Source organism: Sphingomonas panacis (assembly GCF_001717955.1).
In the GTDB taxonomy this organism is placed as follows: domain Bacteria; phylum Pseudomonadota; class Alphaproteobacteria; order Sphingomonadales; family Sphingomonadaceae; genus Sphingomonas; species Sphingomonas panacis.
The window spans coordinates 1554127-1573818 of sequence record NZ_CP014168.1; the positions used below are offsets into that span (position 1 = coordinate 1554127).

Here is a 19692-nt window from a genome sequence, read left to right on the forward strand (position 1 = left end):
CGCGGGAGTCTCTCAGTCCGACGATGCTTGAGGGCCAGGTCGCGGGATGCACCCGTTGTAGCACAGCCCGCACCGCTTGTCGCCCGCTAATCCTGACTCGGTCCCTGGCCGCTGTTGCGCTATGCTCCCGCCATGCTGATCCTGCTCCTCGCGCTGGCCCAGGCGCCATCGATCGACGACACCCCGCCGATCGGCACCACCGGCCCCGTAGTGGTGCCGTCGCGCTGCCACGGTGGCACCGATGCGGACGGGGAGATCATCGTGTGCGGACGCGTCGGGCCGAGCCAGTTCCGGCTGCGCCCGGTGCCCGATCGCTGGCACCCCAACACCGGCCCGGGCCTCGGCTTCATGCTCGGCGACGTGAAGGGCAACGCCTACGCCGCGCAGGAAACGACGCCCGACGGCAAGCCCGACAAACGCATCATGGTGACGCTGACCAAGCCGTTTTAACCACCGTCAATGCCGGCTCGTCACGCCGTCTCCAGCAACCGCTCCGCCTGCGCGCGCGCCTCGGGGGTGATCGTCGCGCCAGACAGCATCCGCGCGATTTCCTCGCGGCGTTCGCCCGCGTCGAGCTGGCGGACGCCGGTGCGGGTGACGAGGCCGTCGTGGCTCTTGGCGATCAGCAGATGCTGGCGCCCGCGCGCGGCGACCTGTGGGCTATGCGTCACCACCAGCACTTGCGTGCGCCCGGCCAGTCGCGCCAGCCGCTCGCCGATCGCGCTGGCGACGGCACCGCCGACGCCGCGGTCGATCTCGTCGAACACCATCGTCGCCGCGCCACCTTCCTCGGCGAGCGCGACCTTCAGCGCGAGGATGAAGCGCGACAATTCGCCGCCCGAGGCGATCTTGACCAGCGGCGCGAACGGCGCGCCCGGATTGGTCGAAATCTCGAACTCCACCCGGTCCTTGCCGTTCGGGCTCCACTGCGCCGGTGACAGCGGCACGACCACCGTGCGGAACCGCGCCGCGTCGAGCTTGAGCGGCGCAAGCTCCGCCTTCACCGCCGCGTCGAGCCGCGCCGCCGCGGCGGTGCGCGCTTCGGTCAGCGTGGCGGCGGCGGCGTCATAGGCGGCGGCGGTCTCCGCCACCGCGCGCTCCAGCACCGCCAGCCCGGCGCCGCCGCTCTCCAGCAGATCGAGCCGCGCGCCCAGCGTTTCGGCCAGCTCGGCGAGCGCGTCGGGCTGGACGCGGTGCTTGCGCGCCAGCGCCCGCAGATCGAACAGCCGCGTCTCATCGGCCTCCAGGTGCGCCGGATCGAACGCCAGCGCGCGCGCGGCGGTATCGATCCCCTCTTGCGCCGCATCTGCCTCGACGATCGCGCGGTCGATCGCCTCCAGCGCTTCGGCAAGCGCCTCGTGGTCGTCCGATAGCCGCTCTAGAATACGCGCCGCCTGCCGCAGCCGGGCCAGCCCGCCGTCCGATCCTTCGAGCAGATCGGCCACCGCGCGCAGATCGCCAGCGATCTTCTCGCCGCGCTGCATCCCCGCGCGCCGAGTCGCCAGTTCCTCCTCCTCGCCGGGCTCGGGCGCGAAGCCGCGCAATTCGGCGACGGCATGTTCGAGCCATTCGCGGTCGCGCTCCTGCGTGTCGAGATCGGCGCGCGCCACCGCCAGCGCGTCCTCGGCCGCGCGCCAGGCGCGATGCGCGCGCGCCGCGGTGCCGGTATCGATACGCGCGAAACTGTCGAGCAGCGCACGGTGTCCGCCCGCCGCGAGCAGCCCGCGATCGTCATGCTGGCCATGGATCTCGACGAGATGTGCGCCCAGTTCGCGCAGCAAGGCGGCGGGCGCGGCCGATCCGTTGACCAAAGCGCGGCTGCCGCCATCGGCCTTGACGATCCGGCGCACGATCAGCGGTTCGCCGGGTTCGAGATCGAAGCCGTTCTCCGCCAGCAGCGCGGCGATCGGGCCTTCCGCGTGCGGCGTATCGAACACGGCGGTGACGACCGCCTGCGCCGCACCCTGCCGCACCAGCCCCGAATCGCCGCGCGCGCCGAGCGCCAGCCCGAGCGAATCGAGCAGGATCGACTTGCCCGCCCCGGTCTCGCCGGTGAGCACGCCGAGTCCCTCATGGAAATCGAGGTCGAGCGCCTCGATCAGCACCACGTCGCGAATCGAAAGCGAGGTCAGCATGTCAGCGCCTCCGGCCTGACGGTCAGGCCTTTTTCGCGGCCGGCTTGACCGGATGCTCCTGCATCAGCTTGAACGCGCGGGCATACCAGATCGTGCCGGGGTAATTGGCGCCGAGCACCGCCGCGGATTTCTCCGCTTCCTCGCGCACGCCGAGCGAGAGATAGCATTCGGTCAACCGCATCAGCGCCTCGGGCGCGTGAGTCGTCGTCTGATACTCGTCGATCACGGTGCGGAACCGCATCGACGCCGCGAGCCACTGGCCGCGCCGCTCGTAGAACCGGCCGATCTCCATTTCCTTGCCGCCAAGGTGATCGCGGACGAGATCGACCTTGAGCCGCGCGTCGAGCGCATATTTGCTGTTGGGATAGCGCCGCATCAGCTCGCCCAGCGCGTCGAGCGCCTGCTGGGTGATCTTCTGGTCGCGCGTCGCGTCGCTGATCTGCTCGTAATAGCCGAGCGCGATCAGATAATAGGCATAAGGCGCGTCGCGGTTGCCGGGATGGACCGACAGGAAGCGCTGCGCCGCCTGGATCGAACTGGTATAATCGTGCGCGAGATAATAGCTGAACGAGCTCATCAACTGCGCTCGGCGCGCCCAGATCGAATAGGGATGCTGGCGTTCGACCTCGTCGAACAGCGCCGCCGCGAGCTTGTACTGGCCCATGTCGAGCCGCTTGCGGGCCGCCGTATACAGCGTGCCGACATCGCGCGCGACATAGGGGATATCGGCCTTGGCCTTGCCGCGCGAAGCGCAGCCGGCGACAGGAAGCGCCGAAGCGGCGATAAGCGCAAGCGCGATCGAGCGAGACATTGGGATACGCATCGCCAGCACCCTTAGCCGAACGCCCGAGCCACGAACAATCCCCTTCGAAAAAAGCCGTATCGCCGCCGCTTTTCCGCCACGGATCACACGGGATCGCCAAGGATCGGATGACAGTCCCGATGCGTTCGGGCTAGATCGTTTCGCAAATGCAGCGGAGATTCGAATGACGGCCACTCTTCTGGCGACCAAGCGCGTTGAAAAGCCCTGGGGCCGGCATGATCTGTGGCCCGGTTTCCCCGATCCGGCGGCGGACACACCCGCGATCGGCGAGGTATGGTTCCAGACTCCGCACGCCGGCGAACCCGAACTGCTCATCAAATATCTGTTCACCAGCGATCGCCTGTCGGTTCAGGTCCATCCCGATGACGCGGCGGCGCGCGCGGCCGGCTATCCGCGCGGCAAGGACGAGGCGTGGCTGATCCTCGCCGCCGAACCGGCCTCGACGATCGCGATCGGCACGCTCGCGCCGATGACCCGCGAAGAGCTGCGCGCCGCCTCGCTCGACGGCTCGATCGAGCATCTGCTCGACTGGAAGCCGGTCAAGGCCGGTGACTTCTATTATTCGCCGGCAGGCACCGTCCACGCGATCGGTGCCGGGCTGACCGTGATCGAGATTCAGCAGAACGTCGATCTCACCTACCGCCTCTATGATTACGGCAGCGACCGCGAACTCCATCTCGACGCTGGCGTGGCCGCCTCCGATCCGGTGCCGTTCGTGCCGCTGCCGACCCCCGCCCCCGACGGCCGCGACCACATCGTGCTGGCGGAAGGCCCCAAATTCGTGATCGAACGCTTCGCCGGCGGCGCCCGCGACATCACGCTGCCCGAAGGCGTGACCGGCTGGTTCGTCCCCGTCACCGGATCGGGTGTGGCCGACGGCGTCGCCTGGAAAGCCGGCGAATGCCTGACGCTGACCGGCACCTGCCACATCGACGCGGCGGCGGGCAGCGACGTACTGTTCGCCTATCCGGGTGACACGCGCATTTGAGCCGTGGAGGCGATGCGGCAGGCGCCTTCAAATTCGTTCGCCCTGAGCCTGTCGAAGCCCGTCCTGAGCGGCTGGCTTTGCCAGCGAGCCGAAGGGGCGGGTCCCGAGCGTAGCGCTCGCGGCATGTACTTCGACGGCTCAGCACGAATGGGACGGCCTGCCTTTCGAGATCAGCCTCGCGAGATCCACCGCATCGGAAGTACCGTCCAACTGTTGACGGGCGCCCCGCCCGCATCCTGCGCGGGCGGATAGCGAATGCGTTTGCCGATCTCGCAGGTCTTCGCGTCAAGCGCAGGGTGACCGGCGCTCTCGACGGTCCTGCAAGCCGAGACCTTGCCGGTCTCTGCGATGGTCAGCAGCGCGATCGTTCTACCCGAGACGTGAAGCGCCGCAGCCGGGTAATCATCTTTCATATATTTCAGCACATCCACATAGCCGGGCTGGCCGGGTTCGACCATCGGCCGGAACCGTGCTGGATCGACGCCCCAGCTTCGCAGCAGATCGTCCTCGCACGCCTTCAGCGCTGTGATCGCGCTGGCTGCGGTGCCGAGGTGGTAGCTCATGGACGGCCCCCCGGCGATCGAGAGCGTCAGATGCGTGGCGGCGGGGAGCGTGTCGATGATCTTCACAGGCACGGAAGCGGTATCGCGGGCCCGGCCATCACCGACGATCGCCGTGTCCGCCTTTCCGTCGAAATGCTCACCTGAAGGAAGCACCGTCACGGTGGCGGGCTGCTCCGCGTTCGGCTTGGCGGCATCGGCGGCGTGCAGGCTGATCACATCGATCCGTGGCATCCCCGGACGCGGGTGCAATACGAGCGTGACGTCCGAAGGCGCGCTCCCGAACGTGCGCATCAGCAGGCAGGATTGCGCGCCCGCGTCGAGCCGCCATTTGCCCGCGGGCTCGAGCGCGACCGGGTCCACCGCTGCGACCAGCAACCCCGCCAACATCATCCACGACATGTCCATTCTCCCCCATCGACGATCATAAGGCGCATCCGCGATCACGCAATCGCGCCGGCGCCGCTGCCTTGGCAGCGCGCTCTTAACCTTCCTGCGATAAGCCCGGCACCATGCTCCGCGTGCTGACCCTCGCCACCCTGTTCCCGCACGCCGCCGCGCCCAATCTCGGCGTGTTCGTCGAGCGGCAGACGCTTGGCCTTGCCGCCCATTTCGACGTCGATCTGCGCGTCGTCGCCCCGGTCGGGCTGCCGCCGTGGCCGCTCTCGCGCCACGGCCATTACGCACCGCTCGTGCGCTTGCCGGCACGCGAGACGTGGAAGGGGCTTGATGTGCGGAGACCTCGCTTCCTCACGCTGCCGGGAACGGCAGGCCGCTTCCACGTGCCCGCGCTGATCCGCGCGCTTGCCCCGCTGCTCGCCGACATCCGCCGCGATTTCGCGTTCGACGTGATCGACGCCGAGTTCTTCTTTCCCGACGGCCCCGCCGCCGTCGCGCTCGGCAGGGCGCTGGGCGTGCCGGTCTCGATCAAGGCGCGCGGCGCCGACATCCACCATTGGGGCACTGCGCCCGCGACCGCCGCGCGCGTCATCGCCGCCGGGCGGCAGGCGGACGGGCTGCTCGCCGTCTCGCAGGCGATGCGCGCCGACATGGCCGCGCTCGGCATCCCGGCGGACACGATTCGGGTCCACCATACCGGCGTCGATCTCGACCGCTTCGCCCCGCGCGACCGCATCGCGGCGAAAGCCGCATTCGGCGTGAGCGGGCCGCTGGTCGTCTCGGTCGGTGCGCTCATCGCGCGCAAGGGGCATGACGTGGTGATCGACGCGGTGGCGGCGTTGCCGGGCGTCTCCTTGCTGATCGCCGGGGCAGGGGAGGCGCGCGCCGCGCTCGAGGCGAAGATCACCGCACTCGGCATCGGCGATCGCGTGCGGCTGCTCGGCGCGCTGCCGCATGCCGACGTGCCGGCGCTGATCGCCGCCGCCGACGTGATGGCGCTCGCCTCCGCGTCAGAGGGGCTGGCGAACGCCTGGGTCGAGGCGCTCGCGTGCGGCACGCCGATCGTCATCACCGACGCCGGCGGCGCATGCGAGGTGGTGACTGACGCCGCTTACGGGCGCGTCGTCGCGCGTGACGCGAAAGCGTTCGCGGGGGCGATCGGGAATGTGTTGGCCGCGCCGGCGGCGCAGGCGGCGGTGCGCAAGGGGGCGGAGCGGTTCGCCTGGAGCGCGAATACCGATGCACTGTACGAGCATCTCAGCGGGCTGGTTGTGGTCTAACCTCCTCCGTTCGTGCTGAGTTTGTCGAAGCACGTGCCCCGGACACGCCCCCTTCGGCTGGCTGGCAAAGCCAGCCGCTCAGGACAGGCTTCGACAAGCTCAGGGCGAACGGTAATCAGGCGCTGCCGCCGGTCAGCCCAGCGGATACAACGCCGCCGCGATCCACCGGCCCTCGCCGCGCAGCACCGCCCAGGCGCGCGCGGCAGCGCGGCTGTCCATCGCCTCGATGCCATACCCCAGCGCCTCGACGGCCCGGGTGAACGCAGGCGACGGGCGCACCAAAGTCGCGCCGGTGCCGAGTAGCAGGAACTCGGGCTTGGGATCGAGCGCGAGCAGCGGCGCCAGCGCCTCCACCGTCAGCGCGTCGAGCGCGGGCGGTTCCCAGCCGTCGGCACGCTCGGGGGTGAGCAGCAGCGCGCGGTACACGCCGTCATCGACCTTGAAGCCGCCGAGCGAAAAGGCCGAGACGATCGGCCCGTCGCTATTCTGCTCCTTATCCATCCGCACGGCGGATCAGCGCTTCTTGGGCGGCATGCCTTCGCTCGGCACCGCCTTGCCGGTCGGCGCGTCGCCCTTCGTGGGGTCCGGGCGCAGGCCGAGCGTGATCAGCAGCGACGACGACACGTAGATCGACGAATAGGTGCCAACCACGATGCCAAGGATCATCGCCGCGGTGAAGCCCTGCAGCACATGCCCGCCGAAGATCAGCAGCGCGACCAGCGCGATCAGGATCGTCAGCGAGGTCATCACCGTGCGCGGCAGCGTCTCGTTGACCGACAGGTCGACGATCTGCGGCATGTCCATCTTACGATAGCGGCGCATGTTCTCGCGGATGCGATCGTCGATGACGATCTTGTCGTTGATCGAATAGCCGATGATGGTCAGCACCGCCGCGACGATGTTGAGGTCGAACTCCAACTGAGTGAGCGCGAAGAAGCCCAGGGTCATCAGCACGTCGTGGACGATCGCGACCACCGTCGACACGCCGAACTGCCATTCGAAGCGGAAGATCGCGAACAGGCCGATGCCGAACACCGCGAGCACCACCGCGAGCGCACCCTTCCAGATCAGCTCGCCCGAGACCTTGCCCGAAACCGCATCCTGCTTGGAGAATTTGGCGTCGGGGAACTTGGCGTTGATCGCCGCCTGGACCTTCTGGACGACGGCGTCGGTCGCGCCCTTGTCGGTGCTCTTGGGCGGGGGCAAGCGGATCGACACCGTCCGCGGATCACCGAACTGCTGGAGCCGCACTTCGCCCAGGCCCAGATTGTCGATCGTCGAGCGCAGCGAATCGAGGTGCGGCGGAGTCGCGAACTTCTCCTCGATCATCAAGCCGCCGACGAAATCGACGCCGAGATTGAGCCCGCGCACGGCGGTCAGCCCGATCGCGGCGATCGACAGCAGCATCGTCAACCCGAACGCCCACGCGCGCAGCGAGACGAAGGGCAGGTTGGTGTTGTCGGGAACGAGTTTCAGCAGGCGCATACGGGTCTCGTCACCCCAGCGAAAGCTGGGGTCTTTTCGGGGAGGGCGTTACGCGCGCCGCAGGGAGACCCCAGCTTTCGCTGGGGTGACGGTGTCGGTTTCATATATTCATATCCGTAGGCCGCGCGCGGCGGATCCACGTTACCACCAGCATCCGCGTGAACACCACGGCGGTGAACACCGAGGTGCCGATGCCGATCAGCAGCACGATCGCGAAGCCGCGGATCGGGCCGGAGCCCATCAGCAGCATGATGATCGCCGAAATGGCGTGCGTCACGTTCGCCTCGAAGATCGTGCGGCTGGCTTCCTTGTAGCCCAGTTCCACCGACTGGAGCACGCTGCGCCCGCGCCGCCGCTCTTCGCGGATACGCTCGTTGATGAGCACGTTGGCGTCGACCGCGGTGCCGACCGTCAGCACGAAGCCGGCGATGCCCGGCAGCGTCAGCGTCGAGTTGAGCAGCGCCAGCACGCCGACGATCACCACCACGTTGATGATCACCGCGAGGTTCGCATAGACGCCGAACCGCCCGTAGGTGACGAACATGAAGATCATCACCGCGATCACCGCAATCGTGCAGGCGAGCACGCCGGCATGGATCGAATCGGCGCCGAGATCGGGGCCGACGGTCCGCTCCTCGACCACCTTCAACGCGACCGGCAGCTTGCCCGAGCGCAGCGCGATGGCGAGCTGGTTGGCGCTGTCGACGGTGAAATTGCCCTCGATATAGCCTGAGCCGCCGAGGATTTCGGTGTTGATGCGCGGCGCGGAGATAACCGTGTTGTCGAGCACCACCGCGAAACGCTTGCCGATGTTGGTCTGCGTGATCCGCGCGAACTTCTTGCCGCCTTCGCTGTTGAAGGTGAAGTTGACGATCGGCGCGTTGTCTTCCTGCTTGTTGCTCTGCGACGCGGTGACGAGCTGGTCGCCGGTCAGGATCGCCTGCCGCTTGACGAGGATTTTGCCACCGGGGCCGCCCTCGGCGTCGGCGAGGAGCTGCGTGCCGAGCGGCACGATGCCCTTGGCTGCGTCCTCGGGCGAGATCGGCGTCTCGTCGACCATCTTGAATTCGAGCTTGGCGGTCTTGCCGATCAGCTCCTTCAGCGCCTGCGGGTTCTGCAGGCCGGGCACCTGCACGACGATCCGGTCGCTGCCCTGGCGGACGATCGTCGGCTCCTTGGTGCCGAGTTCGTCGATACGCTTGCGCACGACTTCGGTCGCGTCGCCCATCGCTTGGCTGATCGCCTGGTCGAGACCCGCCCGGGTCGGCGTCATCACCACGCGCGTGCTGTCGACGACGTTCAGATCCCAGTCGCGCTGGCCGGTCAGCCCCGCGCCGGCGGTCAGCTTGTTGAGCCGCTCGCGCGCCGCGTCGATTTTGGTGACGTCGCGCAGCATGAAGCTGATCTTGCCGTTATCGGTGGCGATGTCGCCGATGTCGATCGCGGGTGCGCGCGACATCTCGCTCTGGATCTGGTCGCGCATCGTATTGATGCGGGTTTTCGCGAGATCGGCGGTGTCCGCCTCGAGCAGCAGATAGCTGCCGCCGGCGAGATCGAGACCGAGGTTGACGCGCGGGTGTGGAATCCAGCCCCACGCCTTGGTCTGGTCTTCGGGGAAGAAGCTCGGGATCGCCAGCGCCATCAGGCAGGCGAGCAACCCCAGGATCGAGGCGATCTTCCAGCGCGGGAAATCGAGCATCGGATCAGTCGTTCGCGGGCTTGGCGAGCGGGTTGGTCACTTCCGACAGCGTCGCCTTGACGACGCGGATGCGGACGTTGGGCGCGACCTCGACCTCGACATACTGGTCCTCGACGCGAGTCACCTTGCCGAGCACGCCGCCCGCGGTGACGACCGAATCGCCCTTCTTGACGCCGTTGATCTTCGCCTGCTGCGCCTTGATGCGCTGTTGCTGCGGGCGCAGCAGCAGGAAATAGCCGACCACCGCGATCGCGATATACGGGAAGAACAGCAGGAACATCGACGCCACACCACCGCTACCGCCAGCGGCGGATGTGGAGGTGGCGGAAGCGGCAAGGGCTGAGGTGGCGAACATGGCGTCCTGAACAAAAGCTGCCGGCGAAGCACCGGGCGCGGAGGCGGCAGCCGCCCCGCTTACAAGCGGCGCGCGCTACCATCATCGCGAGGGCCACGCAACAATCCGCTGCGCGTGTTGCAGGCGCGACAGGCGGGATAGCGATCTCGCTTGCATCCCGCGGCCCTTCCGCCTACACGCGCCTCCCTCGGTCGGGGCGTAGCGCAGCCTGGTAGCGCATCACACTGGGGGTGTGGGGGTCGCAGGTTCGAATCCTGTCGCCCCGACCAGAGAACACCAAGCATTTCAGCCCGGAATCGCGAGTTTCGCGTTCCCTTTGCGCTCATGTCGACCGGGGATTCGTCCCCTATTGTCGGCTTTACCGCGCCGCGCGTGCTGAGTAACTGGAGCGATGCGCCTGAAATCTACGCCAGAAGATGAGGCCGCGCAGGCCGCGATGATCCGAGCTTTCGGCATGGTGTTGGTGCCGGGAATGATTTTCGTCTTCGGCCTTATATATCTGGTTTCCCCGAGATATTCTCCGCCATCGCAGGCGTGGGCGAACGGTGTATATCGGAACCCCTGCTGCGCGCCTTTGACCTTGCGCGATGGCGTGATCTCCACGGGCGTGGAAACCGCGCATTACAAAGTCACGGACAGTAAACGCGGCTTTTGTATTGAAGTCGATCGCGGCGTTAGTGTCGATCGCGGATCTGTCCGGTTTGGCGGTACGCTTCAATATGTCTTTTTCAACAAGGATAGCGAGGCGATGCCGGCCATACACGAAGCTTACGCGCTTCATCTGATCGGCGCCAATGACATGACCGACTATGCGTTCGTGAAACGCTGAACTGCCATTGCGCCGTTCTCGTTCGGCGATGGTGGGCGATGACGGGCTCGAACCGCCGACATTCTCGGTGTAAACGAGACGCTCTACCAACTGAGCTAATCGCCCCCTCACGGGAATTCGGGGCTTTTAGGGGGTTTTGGCCTCCGGTCAATGCTCTGCGAGCGGCACGGACCGCCCGGTGGCCGCTCTGTAGTCGTAGCGACACGGAAATCTTGCGCCGCAAATAAATTGGCGTTACAAATAATCCGTGGATATCGAATTCGATCCCGCAAAGGATGTGGCCAACGTCGCCAAGCACGGCCTTTCGCTCGCGGACGCGGCGGAATTCGATCTCTCCACCGCCGTTGTGCTGGTCGATGATCGCTTCGACTATCGCGAGACGCGCTATCGCGCATTCGGCTTGGTCGGAGGGGAGGCGCGTTGCCTCGTCTTCGCGGTTCGCGGCGCCACGATCCGCGCGATCAGCTACCGCCGCGCGCACCGAAAGGAGATACGCCGACATGGCCTCTGAGAAAAATCCGCCCGTCGCGTTCGACGATGATAACCCCGAGTGGCTCGATCAGGATTTTGCGGCCGCGAGACCCGCCGCCGAGGTGCTGTCGCCTGACGTGCTCGCGGCGTTCGGCAAAGGCAAGCGGGGTCGGCCGACGGGGTCGACCAAGGCGGATGCGAAAAAGCAGGTGACGTTGCGGCTCGATCCGGACGTGCTCGCCGGCTGGCGCGAGACCGGCCCCGGCTGGCAGGTGCGGATCAACGATGCGTTGCGCAAGGCATTGTCGAACTAGGAGCTCGCGCAACCATCGCCGCCGCCCCCCGGCACGCGCGCCCCCTTTGCGTGCGCAAAGCATCGTAACGTTTGCATCTTTCGCACTTGTCAGCCATTGCACGCGCATTATCTGCACATGCAGATATTTCGGAGGCAGGTTTTGGCACGGCTCACCATAGAGGATTGCGCGACGCAGCGCTCACCGGGGCGGATGCTTCGGCGGCTCGAACAGCACGTCAAGACGTTGCTCGAACGGCGATTCGCGGCGGAGGACGTCACCGTCACGCAGTGGATTGCGCTCAAGGTCGTTCGCGACGGCGCGATCTCGAACCCCGGCGAGCTGGCGCGCGAGCTCAACATCACCAGCGGCGCGACCACCCGGCTGATCGACACGCTCGAGGAGCGCGGGCTGATGCTGCGCGATCGCAACGCCGAGGATCGCCGCGTCGTCGGCCTCAAGGTGAGCGCGGCGGGCGACGCCAAGATCGAGGCGATCGCGCCGATCGTGGTGTCGGGCTGGAACACGCTGATCGCCGACTTCAACGATGACGAGGTCACGCAATTCTCGTCGATGCTCGCGCGGTTGCTGGTCGTCGCCGAACGGATGCTCGCCGAGGAACATGCCGGTTTCGTCGTGGAGACAGTGGAATGAGCCGCCCGCTCATCACCCGCGGCATCGCGGCGGCGACCGCGCTGCTGCTCGCCGGCTGCGCGAGCGTGCCGCGCGATGCCCCGCAGGTCGCACAGCTCAAGCCGGTCGCGCTTGGCCTGAGCGACGCAGCGCCCGCCGTGTCGGATCGCTGGTGGGACTCGTTCGGCGATCCGCAGCTCGGCCGGCTGGTCGAACTCGCGCTCGCCGGCAACCCCAACCTCGCCGGCGCGCTCGCCCGCGTCCGCGCGGCGCAGGCCGCGATCGACGTCCAGCATGCCGGCCAATTGCCGCAGATCACCGGCGACGCCGGGCTTCAGGCCGAGCGGTTCAGCGAACATTACGTCATCCCGCCGCCCTATGGCGGGCGCACCTATGCGGTGCCGTCGCTCGCGGCGAACCTGTCATGGGATCTCGATCTGTTCGGCCGCCAGCGCGCTTTGGTCGCGCAGGCGCGCTCGAGTGAACGCGCCGCCGAGCTCGATGCGGCAGCCGCGCGGCTGATGATCGCCACTGCGGTCGCGCAGAGCTACGCCAGTCTGGTCCAGGCCGACCGCCAGGCCGAGATCGCCGACCGTTTCGTCACCACCCGCCAGCAGGCGCTCGGCTACGTGCAGTCGCGGATCAAGCACAAGCTCGCCAGCGAGTTCGAGGCGCGCACCGCCGAAACGTTGCTCGCCGAGGCGCGGCAGGCCAAGGTGCGCAGCCTTCAGCAGCATGATCTCGCGGTCCATGCGCTCGCCGCTCTGGTCGGGCGCGGCGCCGATTTCTATCCGCAGATCGCGGCCTCCACGCTCGCGCTCGATCGTCCGCCCGAAGTGCCGGCGGTGCTGCCAGCCGATCTGCTCGGCCGGCGGCCTGATCTGCTCGCCGGACAGGCGCGGATCGACGCGGCGGTGTCGGGCCGGGCGGTCGCGCGCGCGGATTTCATGCCCAACGTCAACATCTCGGCGCTCGCCAGCCTGGCGGCACTCGGGCTTGGCCAGTTCTTCACCGCCGGCTCGGCGCAGGTATCGGGCGGCGCGGCGATCCATCTGCCGATCTTCGAGGGCGGCCGCCTGCGCGCGCAATATCGCGGCGCCGGCGCTGATCTCGACAAGGCGGTCGCCGATTACAACGCGAGCGTCATCACCGCGGTGCGCGATTCGGCCGATGCCATCACAAACGTCCGCGCCGCCGATGCCGATCTCGCCCAACAGGACAAGGTCGTCGCCGGGCTTCGCGACACGGTTCGGCTCGACGCGGTACGCACCTCGACCGGACTCGGCTCGCGACTCGACGCGGTCGATTCGGGCTTCCGCCTGCTCGAAGCCGAGCAGGGCCGGATCGACGCCGAGGCCAACGCCATCACCCAACGAATCAAACTCATCGCCGCGCTGGGTGGGGGCTTCGATCCCCGCGTCGCGGTCGCCGCAAACACCAAGGGGTCGGGACTATGACCGAATACTCGACGCGCATTGACCGTGATACCGCACGCGACGACGGGGACGATATGCCCGCCGCCGCGCCCGTCACCACCGCGGCGCCGCCACCGGAGCCGGCACCCCAGCCCGCCGCCGCCCCACCGACGGCCAAGTCGCGCACGCGCCGCATCGCCTTCATGATCTTCGGCGCGATCCTGCTAATCGCCGCGATCCTCTATGCGATTCACGTCCTCACCGCCCCGCCCACCGAGGAGACCGACGACGCCTATGTCGGCGGCAATGTGGTGAGCGTCACCGCGCGTGACGGCGGCACCGTGCTCGCGATCCACGCCGACAACACCCAGGCGGTCAAGCGCGGCCAGCCGCTGATCGATCTCGACCCCGCCACCACCGATGTCTCGCTGCAAGCCGCCGAGGCCGCGCTCGGCCAGGCGGTGCGCGGCGTGCGCTCGGACAGCGCTTCGGTCGACGAGGCCAGCGCCGAAATCGCGCAGGCCCGCGCCGATCTCGCCAAGGCGGGGAGCGACCTCGCCCGCCGCAAGGGCGCCGCCGCCGATGGCGCCGTCTCGGGCGAGGAAGTTGCTCACGCCGCCGATGCCGTCACCACCGCCAATGCCGCCCTCAACCTCGCGCTCGCCAAGCGCGCGCAGGCGGCGAGTGCGGTTGCGGGCACCAGCATTTACACCAACCCGCGCGTGCTCGCCGCGATCGCCAATGTGCGGCAGGCGGCGATCAACTCCAGCCATATGCGGATTGTCGCGCCGATGGATGGCGTCGTCGCGCAGCGCACCGTCCAGCTCGGCCAGCGCATCGCCCCCGGCACGCCGCTGATGGCGGTGGTGCCGCTCGACAGCCTGTGGATCGACGCCAACTTCCGCGAGACTCAGCTCGAAAAGATCCGCGTCGGCCAGCCGGTCAAGATCACCGCCGACGTCTACGGAGGCAAGCTCGCCTTCCACGGGCATGTGCTCGGTCTCGGCGCGGGCAGCGGCAGCGCTTTCTCGCTGCTCCCGGCGCAGAACGCCTCGGGCAACTGGATCAAGATCGTCCAGCGCGTGCCGGTCCGCATCGCGCTCGATCCCCGCGAGCTGCGCGCGCACCCCTTGCGCGTCGGCCTCTCGGCGAACGTCACGGTCGATACCGCCGATCAGTCCAAGCCGCTCGTCGCGATGAGCGCGCCCCCCGCCGGCGGCACGCAGGCCAGCCTCGACGGCGGCCCCGAGATCGACACGCGAATCCGCCAGATCATCAACCAGAATCTGGGCCGCGCGCGGTGAGCGGCCAGCCCGGAGCGGCCGCCGGGCCGCCGCCGCTCGCGGGGCTGGCCCTCGCGGTCACCGCCGTCGCGCTCGCGCTTGGCACCTTCATGCAGGTGCTCGACGGCACCATCGCCAACGTCTCGCTGCCGACGATCGCGGGCAGCCTCGGCGTCAGTTCGGACAACGGCACCTGGGTCATCACCTCGTTCGCGGTGGCGAACGGCGTGACGGTGCCGCTGACCGGCTGGTTCATGCAGCGCTTCGGCGTGGTCAAGACCTTCACCGTGTCGGTGTTCGCCTTCACCATCGCCTCGTTGCTGTGCGGCCTCGCCTGGGATCTGCCCTCGCTGATTGTCTTCCGCATCCTCCAGGGCGGCGTGTCTGGCCCGATGATCCCGGGCAGCCAGGCGCTGCTCATCGCGATCTTCCCATCCCACAAACGCGGGACCGCGCTCAGCATCTGGTCGATGACGACGCTCGCCGCGCCGGTGTTCGGCCCGGTGCTGGGCGGTTACATCTCCGATAACTACCATTGGAGCTGGATCTTCCTCATCAACGTGCCGATCGGCATCGCGGCGGGGTTCATCAGCTGGCAGTCGCTCAAGTCGCGCGAGACCCCGACGCGCAAAGTGCGGATCGACACGGTCGGCCTCATCCTGCTCGCCTTCTGGGTGTTCAGCCTCCAGACGATGCTCGATCTCGGCAAGGATCGCGACTGGTTCAACAACCCGCTGATCGTCATACTGGCGGTGTGCGCGGTGGTCGGCTTCGTCGCGTGGATCATCTGGGAGCTGACCGACGGCCAGCCCGCGGTCGATCTCACCCTGTTCAAGCGCCGCAACTTCGCGCTCGGCACGCTCGCGATCTGCCTGGGCTATGCGGTGCTGTTCGCCAACAACCTGCTGCTGCCGTTGTGGCTCCAGGAGCAGATGGGCTATACCGCGACCTGGGCGGGGCTCGTCGCCGCGCCGGCCGGGATCATGGCGGTGGTGATGACGCCGATCATCAGCCGGCTCAGGATCGATGTGCGCTGGATCGCGTCGTTCGCGTTCGTCTGTTACGCGATCTCGTTCTTCATGCGCTCCTGGTACACGCCCGATGCGAGCTTCCTCGTGCTGGCGGCGCCGCTGCTGTTGCAGGGCGTGGCGATGGCGGCGTTCTTCGTGCCGCTCATCACCATTTTGCTCGATGGCGTGCCTGCGGAAAAGGTGCCCTCGGCCTCGGGCATCTCCAACTTCGCGCGAATCACCGCGGGCAGTTTCGCGGCGTCGCTCACCACCACCTTCTGGGACCGGCGCGAAGCGCTCCACCAGACGCGGCTGACCGAGGCCGGCAGCGACTGGTCGCCGGTCTATCGCCAGACGCTCGACCAGCTTCAGGCGCTGGGCGCCAGTCCGGGGCAGGCGGTCGGCGTGGTGATGCGGCAGATCGTCGGCCAGGCCTATCTGCTGTCGTCGCTCGAAATCTTCTGGCTGTGCGGCTGGGTTTCGATCGTGCTGATCGGCGTGGTGTGGATGGCCAAACGCCCGGCGCCGGCCAATCACGGGCCGGTGGCGGACTGAGGGCGTGGTCGGGCGTGTGGAGCCGCCCGGCCATCTCGTACAACCCCCGTTCGTGCTGAGTAGCCGCCGAGTAGCCCGCGCAGCGGGCGTATCGAGGTGGCGTATCGAAGCACAGCCCCCGCGCGGAACCTGTGCTTCGATACGAGCTCTCGATACGGGCCTTTGGCCCTACTCGATCTCTACTCAGCACGAACGGTTTGGGTATTGTCGCTGTGCTATAGTTGGGGCCGCCCGGCGCACCCCCTCACTCCGGTCTCACCGGCGGGTTCCCCGGCAGCCGCAGCACGCCGATCAGCCCGCCGGTGATCGTGCCAAGCCCGAACGCCTCGATCTTGCCGATCACGTGCGCGCTCACCACGCCCGCGACGATCGCCACCGTGAAGATCACCGCCAGCGCGGCGAGCGTGGCGAGATAGGCGATCAGTTGCTCACGCTGGTTCATGCTCGTCTCCTCATTGCCCGGCCAGCGGCCGCATCAGCACGCCAGCGTTGATCCCTGCCGCCGACAGGATCGCGCCGCGCGTGCCCGGATGGACGCCGTTCCAGCCCGGCGCGTCGGTGATCCGATAGGTGCTGCTCGCATCGGGCAACGTCGTCCACGGATCGGCGATCAGCACCTGAGTCGCGCTGTTGCCGCCGATGCCGCGATACTGCCCGGCGCCGGTGCCCGACACGATCTGAAGCTCGGCACCGCGAAGCGCGCCCGCCGCCCACGCCTTGCTGCTATCGTTGAAGCTGTTGCTGGTGTTGCTGCCCGAGGACGTGCCGGTCGCATAGGTGACGGTGGCGGGCGGCGAGTACCCGCCGTCGCGCGTCGGCACGCCGCCCGCATTCACCTCAAGCCCCGCGCACGGATCGGCGACCCGCGCCACTCCGGCATTGGCCACCCCCGCCACCTGCGCATTCGCCTGCGCGATGAACCCCGCCGGACCGGGATCGCGCAGCCACTGGTTGAACAGCACGCGCCCCGCCTCATAGGCGTCCTTGCTTTGCCCGGCCATCGTCAGGAAGCCATCGGAGGAGGTCGGCGCGGGCAGGATCGTCGCGGCGATGAACACCTGACCCGGCGCGCCGCCGCCGCGCGGCATCATGAACGCCTTCGCCGCCTGCAACCGCACCGCCTTCATCGCCGCGAGCGCCTGCGCGGGCGTCAGCCCGAGCACTCCGACGTCATAGCTCAGATCGTTGCGGCCATAGGCCCACAGCACATGAGTCGCGTAGCCTGACGCCTCGAACCGCGACGCAGAGTTCCACGCCTGCACCGCATCCATCTCGCGCTCGCCCGGCAGCGCGAGCAGCATGTGCGGATAGGCCGCGAACGCGCGCAGCGCCCAGCCGCCGGTGAAATAGCCATACCCCGCGTCATCGACCTTGGCGACGATACTGTCCCCGGCGATCGCGATCGACGGCGCGACCGATCCGTCCGCGCAGATGCCGAGCACCGCCAGCGCCGACCAGCCGGCAGCGAATTGCGGCGCGCCCACGCTCACGTCCCCGGCGGCATTGTCGAACGCGCGCTCGACCCCCGAATTGACCGTCGATCCCTCGCCGCTGTCGGTGCCGAACCCGGTCGTGCCGCCGCGCAGCGACACCGTGCTGAAATATTGCTGCCCCGCCGCCGTCTGCGTGATCGACGAGCGCTCGTAGAACGCGGCACCCGGCGCGACCGACGCCGGGACGGGATCGGACAGCAACAGGTTGGGGAACGCATAAGCGGCGGTCGACGGCGTCAGCGTCGCGGTCGGCTGCCCGCCCCAGCGGACGGCCGAGCGCGGCTGTTGCTGGTCGGTCTTCGTACCCGCGAACTCGAACGCGCTGTGGATGATGATCGGATAGGGATTCTGCCGCTCCTTGGGCGCGGACGGGCTGCCCGCCGAACTGGTGTTCGCCCAGCCGTAATTGCCCGCGAGCAGCCGCAACCCCGTCGCGGTGCAACCGGCAAGGTTGCGGTGAAGCACGCGCACCGTGTTGAACGTGCCCGGCGTCAGCGTCGCGGCGAGGCCGTACCATTGCTCGGCGCCCGAGATCACCGACAATCGCGGCACGCGCGCGGCGGCGGCGGTGTTCGCGCGCAGCGCGAGGCCACGCGCGGCGGGATCGCTTTCGGCGGCGGCGGGCGACGCGCCGAGCAGCGCCGCGAGCGCTACGATATGCCGCGCGCTCATTGCGCCACCACATAATTGAGCGTGCCGGCGCTCACGGAGCACAGCAGATAGACCTGCGTGTCGGCGATGCTCTCGGACGTGATCGCGCTGTTGACCGGCGCGGTATACGGCCCGCCGATCGCGACATCGAAGATCGTCAGCGGCAGCTTGGTGACGCCGCCGTCGATGCTGTCGCGCATCTGGCACGAGAACACCGCATTGTCCGCGCTCCACAATTTGAGGCCGATGTCGCGCCCGAGCTGCGGCACCATCGGCCCGATCGTCGCGGTCCCGCCCGCGAAGCTCGCCGCGCCCGAGGTCGGCGTCACCGCGCTGGCGGTGACGCTGCCGGCAAGCGGCGTCGAGATCGCCGCGCCGAGCGGCCCCTGCGTGGTCGGCAGCGGCGCGGTCGGGCTGACCGCCACACAACTGCTGTCGCTTTGCCGAACGCACGGCGCCTGAATCGGCGCATAGCCGCCCGGCGCCTGAACCGACGCCGCACGCTGCGCCTGCGCCGGCGCGGACAGCAACGCGACCGCAAGGAAGAGGTATCTCATGCAGCGAATCCCCGATGGCCTGTGAAGGCGGAGTCGCTACCGCGAACGGTGTGCTGTAGGACAGCGATTTAACCGATATGGTTATTCGGTCGCGAGATAGCGCTCCGACCGGGTCGCAAGCTGTCCGGCACTACTGCTCACCAGACGTTCCTTTTGAGGACGGCGTTGGGCGGCTCTCGCCCAATCCAAGCCGTTCCCAGGCGCGCTGACTTGCCGCTAACTGGCGCCGTTCCGAATGGTCCCGACGCTCACGACTGACCGGCGGAGGAGGGCGAAAACAGCATCGCGATACGAGCCGCAAGCAAGCGGCGGAAGAGCTTTAAGGGAAAGGAGCGATATGCCGGGGCATCTTGGGGAATAGGTAAATCGGACTTACGCCTGCCGACTTTCGTCCGCATTTCGATCGGCGGCAACGGACCGTTGAACCGTGAGCGATAGGATGAGGTCCAATGCCCCGGCGCGAATTTGAGGAACAAGCCCGTATTGCAGCAGGAGGCCACGAAGCGCTGCGTCGGTGCATCCGGCTTGAGCTTGTAGCCGACGAGCAATTCAGCACCTTCTACGCATGCGAAGCGGTCGTCGCGATACGTAAGATATGGTGTTCCGCCGTCTGGATCGAGAACGCTGTCCGCGCCGGCCAAAGCTTCGATCTGGCGCCCCCCGGCTTGGCAATCGCTACAGTAGCAGACCGTACTCACGATCGGAGCGCCAATGCCCTCACACCGAACGCGACCGCAGTAACAAGTTGCTGTACGCACCGTCAAACCCATCCGCCGTT

Annotated in this window: 21 protein-coding genes, 2 tRNA genes and 1 pseudogene; 11 read left to right on the forward strand and 13 right to left on the reverse strand. The window is 67.8% G+C overall.

The window, feature by feature from the left end; translation table 11 throughout:
• Positions 1–132: 132 nt before the first annotated feature.
• Positions 133–450 (forward strand): hypothetical protein, encoded by a 318-nt coding sequence (locus J0A91_RS07035; RefSeq protein WP_069204310.1) that lies wholly within the window; start codon positions 133–135, stop codon positions 448–450.
• Between the two features lie 20 nt (positions 451–470).
• On the opposite strand, the gene recN is transcribed toward J0A91_RS07035, so the two are convergent.
• Together recN and J0A91_RS07045 are read right to left on the reverse strand one after the other, a co-directional pair.
• On the reverse strand, positions 471–2135 hold the full coding sequence (gene recN, locus J0A91_RS07040; RefSeq protein ID WP_069204311.1) for a DNA repair protein RecN: 1665 nt from the start codon (positions 2133–2135) through the stop codon (positions 471–473).
• 22 nt (positions 2136–2157) lie between these two features.
• Positions 2158–2958 carry an outer membrane protein assembly factor BamD gene (locus J0A91_RS07045; protein ID WP_069207122.1) on the reverse strand — a complete coding sequence of 267 codons (801 nt, stop codon included), beginning with the start codon at positions 2956–2958 and terminating at the stop codon, positions 2158–2160.
• Between the two features lie 163 nt (positions 2959–3121).
• Between J0A91_RS07045 and J0A91_RS07050 the strand changes: the two genes are divergently transcribed.
• Positions 3122–3946, forward strand: a complete 825-nt coding sequence (locus tag J0A91_RS07050; RefSeq protein WP_069204312.1) for a class I mannose-6-phosphate isomerase — start codon at positions 3122–3124, stop codon at positions 3944–3946.
• A gap of 170 nt (positions 3947–4116) precedes the next feature.
• Here the strand turns inward: J0A91_RS07050 and J0A91_RS07055 are convergent, their stop codons facing one another.
• A complete protein-coding gene (locus J0A91_RS07055; protein WP_169833098.1) occupies positions 4117–4908 on the reverse strand; it encodes an energy transducer TonB in 792 nt (263 codons plus the stop codon).
• A gap of 110 nt (positions 4909–5018) precedes the next feature.
• On the opposite strand from J0A91_RS07055, the gene J0A91_RS07060 reads away from it, so the two are divergent.
• Entirely contained in the window at positions 5019–6185 is a 1167-nt protein-coding gene (locus tag J0A91_RS07060) for a glycosyltransferase (RefSeq protein ID WP_069204314.1), read from the forward strand.
• A 132-nt stretch (positions 6186–6317) separates the two neighbouring features.
• On the opposite strand, the gene J0A91_RS07065 is transcribed toward J0A91_RS07060, so the two are convergent.
• The 4 genes from J0A91_RS07065 to yajC all read right to left on the reverse strand — a co-directional run bounded on the left by J0A91_RS07065 (position 6318) and on the right by yajC (position 9724).
• A complete protein-coding gene (locus J0A91_RS07065; protein ID WP_069204315.1) occupies positions 6318–6686 on the reverse strand; it encodes an Mth938-like domain-containing protein in 369 nt (122 codons plus the stop codon).
• Between the two features lie 12 nt (positions 6687–6698).
• Positions 6699–7670 (reverse strand): protein translocase subunit SecF, encoded by a 972-nt coding sequence (gene secF / locus J0A91_RS07070; RefSeq protein WP_069204316.1) that lies wholly within the window; start codon positions 7668–7670, stop codon positions 6699–6701.
• Between the two features lie 100 nt (positions 7671–7770).
• Complete coding sequence (secD, locus tag J0A91_RS07075) at positions 7771–9369, reverse strand: protein translocase subunit SecD (protein ID WP_069204317.1); 1599 nt, start codon at positions 9367–9369, stop codon at positions 7771–7773.
• A 4-nt stretch (positions 9370–9373) separates the two neighbouring features.
• Complete coding sequence (gene yajC / locus J0A91_RS07080; RefSeq protein WP_069204318.1) at positions 9374–9724, reverse strand: preprotein translocase subunit YajC; 351 nt, start codon at positions 9722–9724, stop codon at positions 9374–9376.
• A 192-nt stretch (positions 9725–9916) separates the two neighbouring features.
• Between yajC and J0A91_RS07085 the strand changes: the two genes are divergently transcribed.
• Together J0A91_RS07085 and J0A91_RS07090 are read left to right on the forward strand one after the other, a co-directional pair.
• A tRNA-Pro gene (locus J0A91_RS07085) sits at positions 9917–9993 on the forward strand.
• Positions 9994–10115: 122 nt separating this feature from the next.
• Positions 10116–10553 carry a hypothetical protein gene (locus tag J0A91_RS07090; protein WP_069204319.1) on the forward strand — a complete coding sequence of 146 codons (438 nt, stop codon included), beginning with the start codon at positions 10116–10118 and terminating at the stop codon, positions 10551–10553.
• 29 nt (positions 10554–10582) lie between these two features.
• Here the strand turns inward: J0A91_RS07090 and J0A91_RS07095 are convergent.
• Positions 10583–10658: transfer RNA gene (locus J0A91_RS07095), tRNA-Val, on the reverse strand.
• Between the two features lie 142 nt (positions 10659–10800).
• On the opposite strand from J0A91_RS07095, the gene J0A91_RS07100 reads away from it, so the two are divergent.
• The 6 genes from J0A91_RS07100 to J0A91_RS07125 all read left to right on the forward strand — a co-directional run bounded on the left by J0A91_RS07100 (position 10801) and on the right by J0A91_RS07125 (position 16213).
• Entirely contained in the window at positions 10801–11064 is a 264-nt protein-coding gene (locus tag J0A91_RS07100; protein ID WP_069204320.1) for a BrnT family toxin, read from the forward strand.
• Entirely contained in the window at positions 11054–11338 is a 285-nt protein-coding gene (locus J0A91_RS07105) for a BrnA antitoxin family protein (RefSeq protein ID WP_069204321.1), read from the forward strand. The genes J0A91_RS07100 and J0A91_RS07105 overlap by 11 nt, the downstream gene beginning before the upstream one ends.
• 141 nt (positions 11339–11479) lie before the next feature.
• Positions 11480–11971 carry a MarR family winged helix-turn-helix transcriptional regulator gene (locus J0A91_RS07110; RefSeq protein WP_069207123.1) on the forward strand — a complete coding sequence of 164 codons (492 nt, stop codon included), beginning with the start codon at positions 11480–11482 and terminating at the stop codon, positions 11969–11971.
• Positions 11968–13407 carry an efflux transporter outer membrane subunit gene (locus J0A91_RS07115; RefSeq protein WP_069204322.1) on the forward strand — a complete coding sequence of 480 codons (1440 nt, stop codon included), beginning with the start codon at positions 11968–11970 and terminating at the stop codon, positions 13405–13407. Before J0A91_RS07110 ends, J0A91_RS07115 begins: the two co-directional genes overlap by 4 nt.
• 53 nt (positions 13408–13460) lie before the next feature.
• Complete coding sequence (locus tag J0A91_RS07120; RefSeq protein ID WP_069207124.1) at positions 13461–14669, forward strand: HlyD/EmrA/EmrK family protein; 1209 nt, start codon at positions 13461–13463, stop codon at positions 14667–14669.
• Positions 14666–16213, forward strand: a complete 1548-nt coding sequence (locus J0A91_RS07125; protein ID WP_069204323.1) for a DHA2 family efflux MFS transporter permease subunit — start codon at positions 14666–14668, stop codon at positions 16211–16213. Before J0A91_RS07120 ends, J0A91_RS07125 begins: the two co-directional genes overlap by 4 nt.
• 244 nt (positions 16214–16457) lie before the next feature.
• Here J0A91_RS07125 and J0A91_RS07130 read toward each other — a convergent pair whose 3' ends face one another.
• From J0A91_RS07130 to J0A91_RS25310, 5 genes and pseudogenes are all read right to left on the reverse strand, one after another.
• Complete coding sequence (locus J0A91_RS07130) at positions 16458–16655, reverse strand: hypothetical protein (protein ID WP_069204324.1); 198 nt, start codon at positions 16653–16655, stop codon at positions 16458–16460.
• 10 nt (positions 16656–16665) lie between these two features.
• On the reverse strand, positions 16666–18378 hold the full coding sequence (locus tag J0A91_RS07135) for a hypothetical protein (protein WP_069204325.1): 1713 nt from the start codon (positions 18376–18378) through the stop codon (positions 16666–16668).
• Positions 18375–18914: a hypothetical protein gene (locus J0A91_RS07140; protein WP_069204326.1), complete on the reverse strand. Its 540-nt coding sequence runs from the start codon at positions 18912–18914 to the stop codon at positions 18375–18377. Before J0A91_RS07140 ends, J0A91_RS07135 begins: the two co-directional genes overlap by 4 nt.
• Positions 18915–19162: 248 nt before the next feature.
• Positions 19163–19612, reverse strand: a complete 450-nt coding sequence (locus tag J0A91_RS07145; protein WP_206364999.1) for a DUF6151 family protein — start codon at positions 19610–19612, stop codon at positions 19163–19165.
• Positions 19613–19618: 6 nt separating this feature from the next.
• A pseudogene (locus J0A91_RS25310) lies at positions 19619–19684 on the reverse strand (hypothetical protein); the annotation flags it as partial.
• Between the last annotated feature and the right edge of the window lie 8 nt (positions 19685–19692).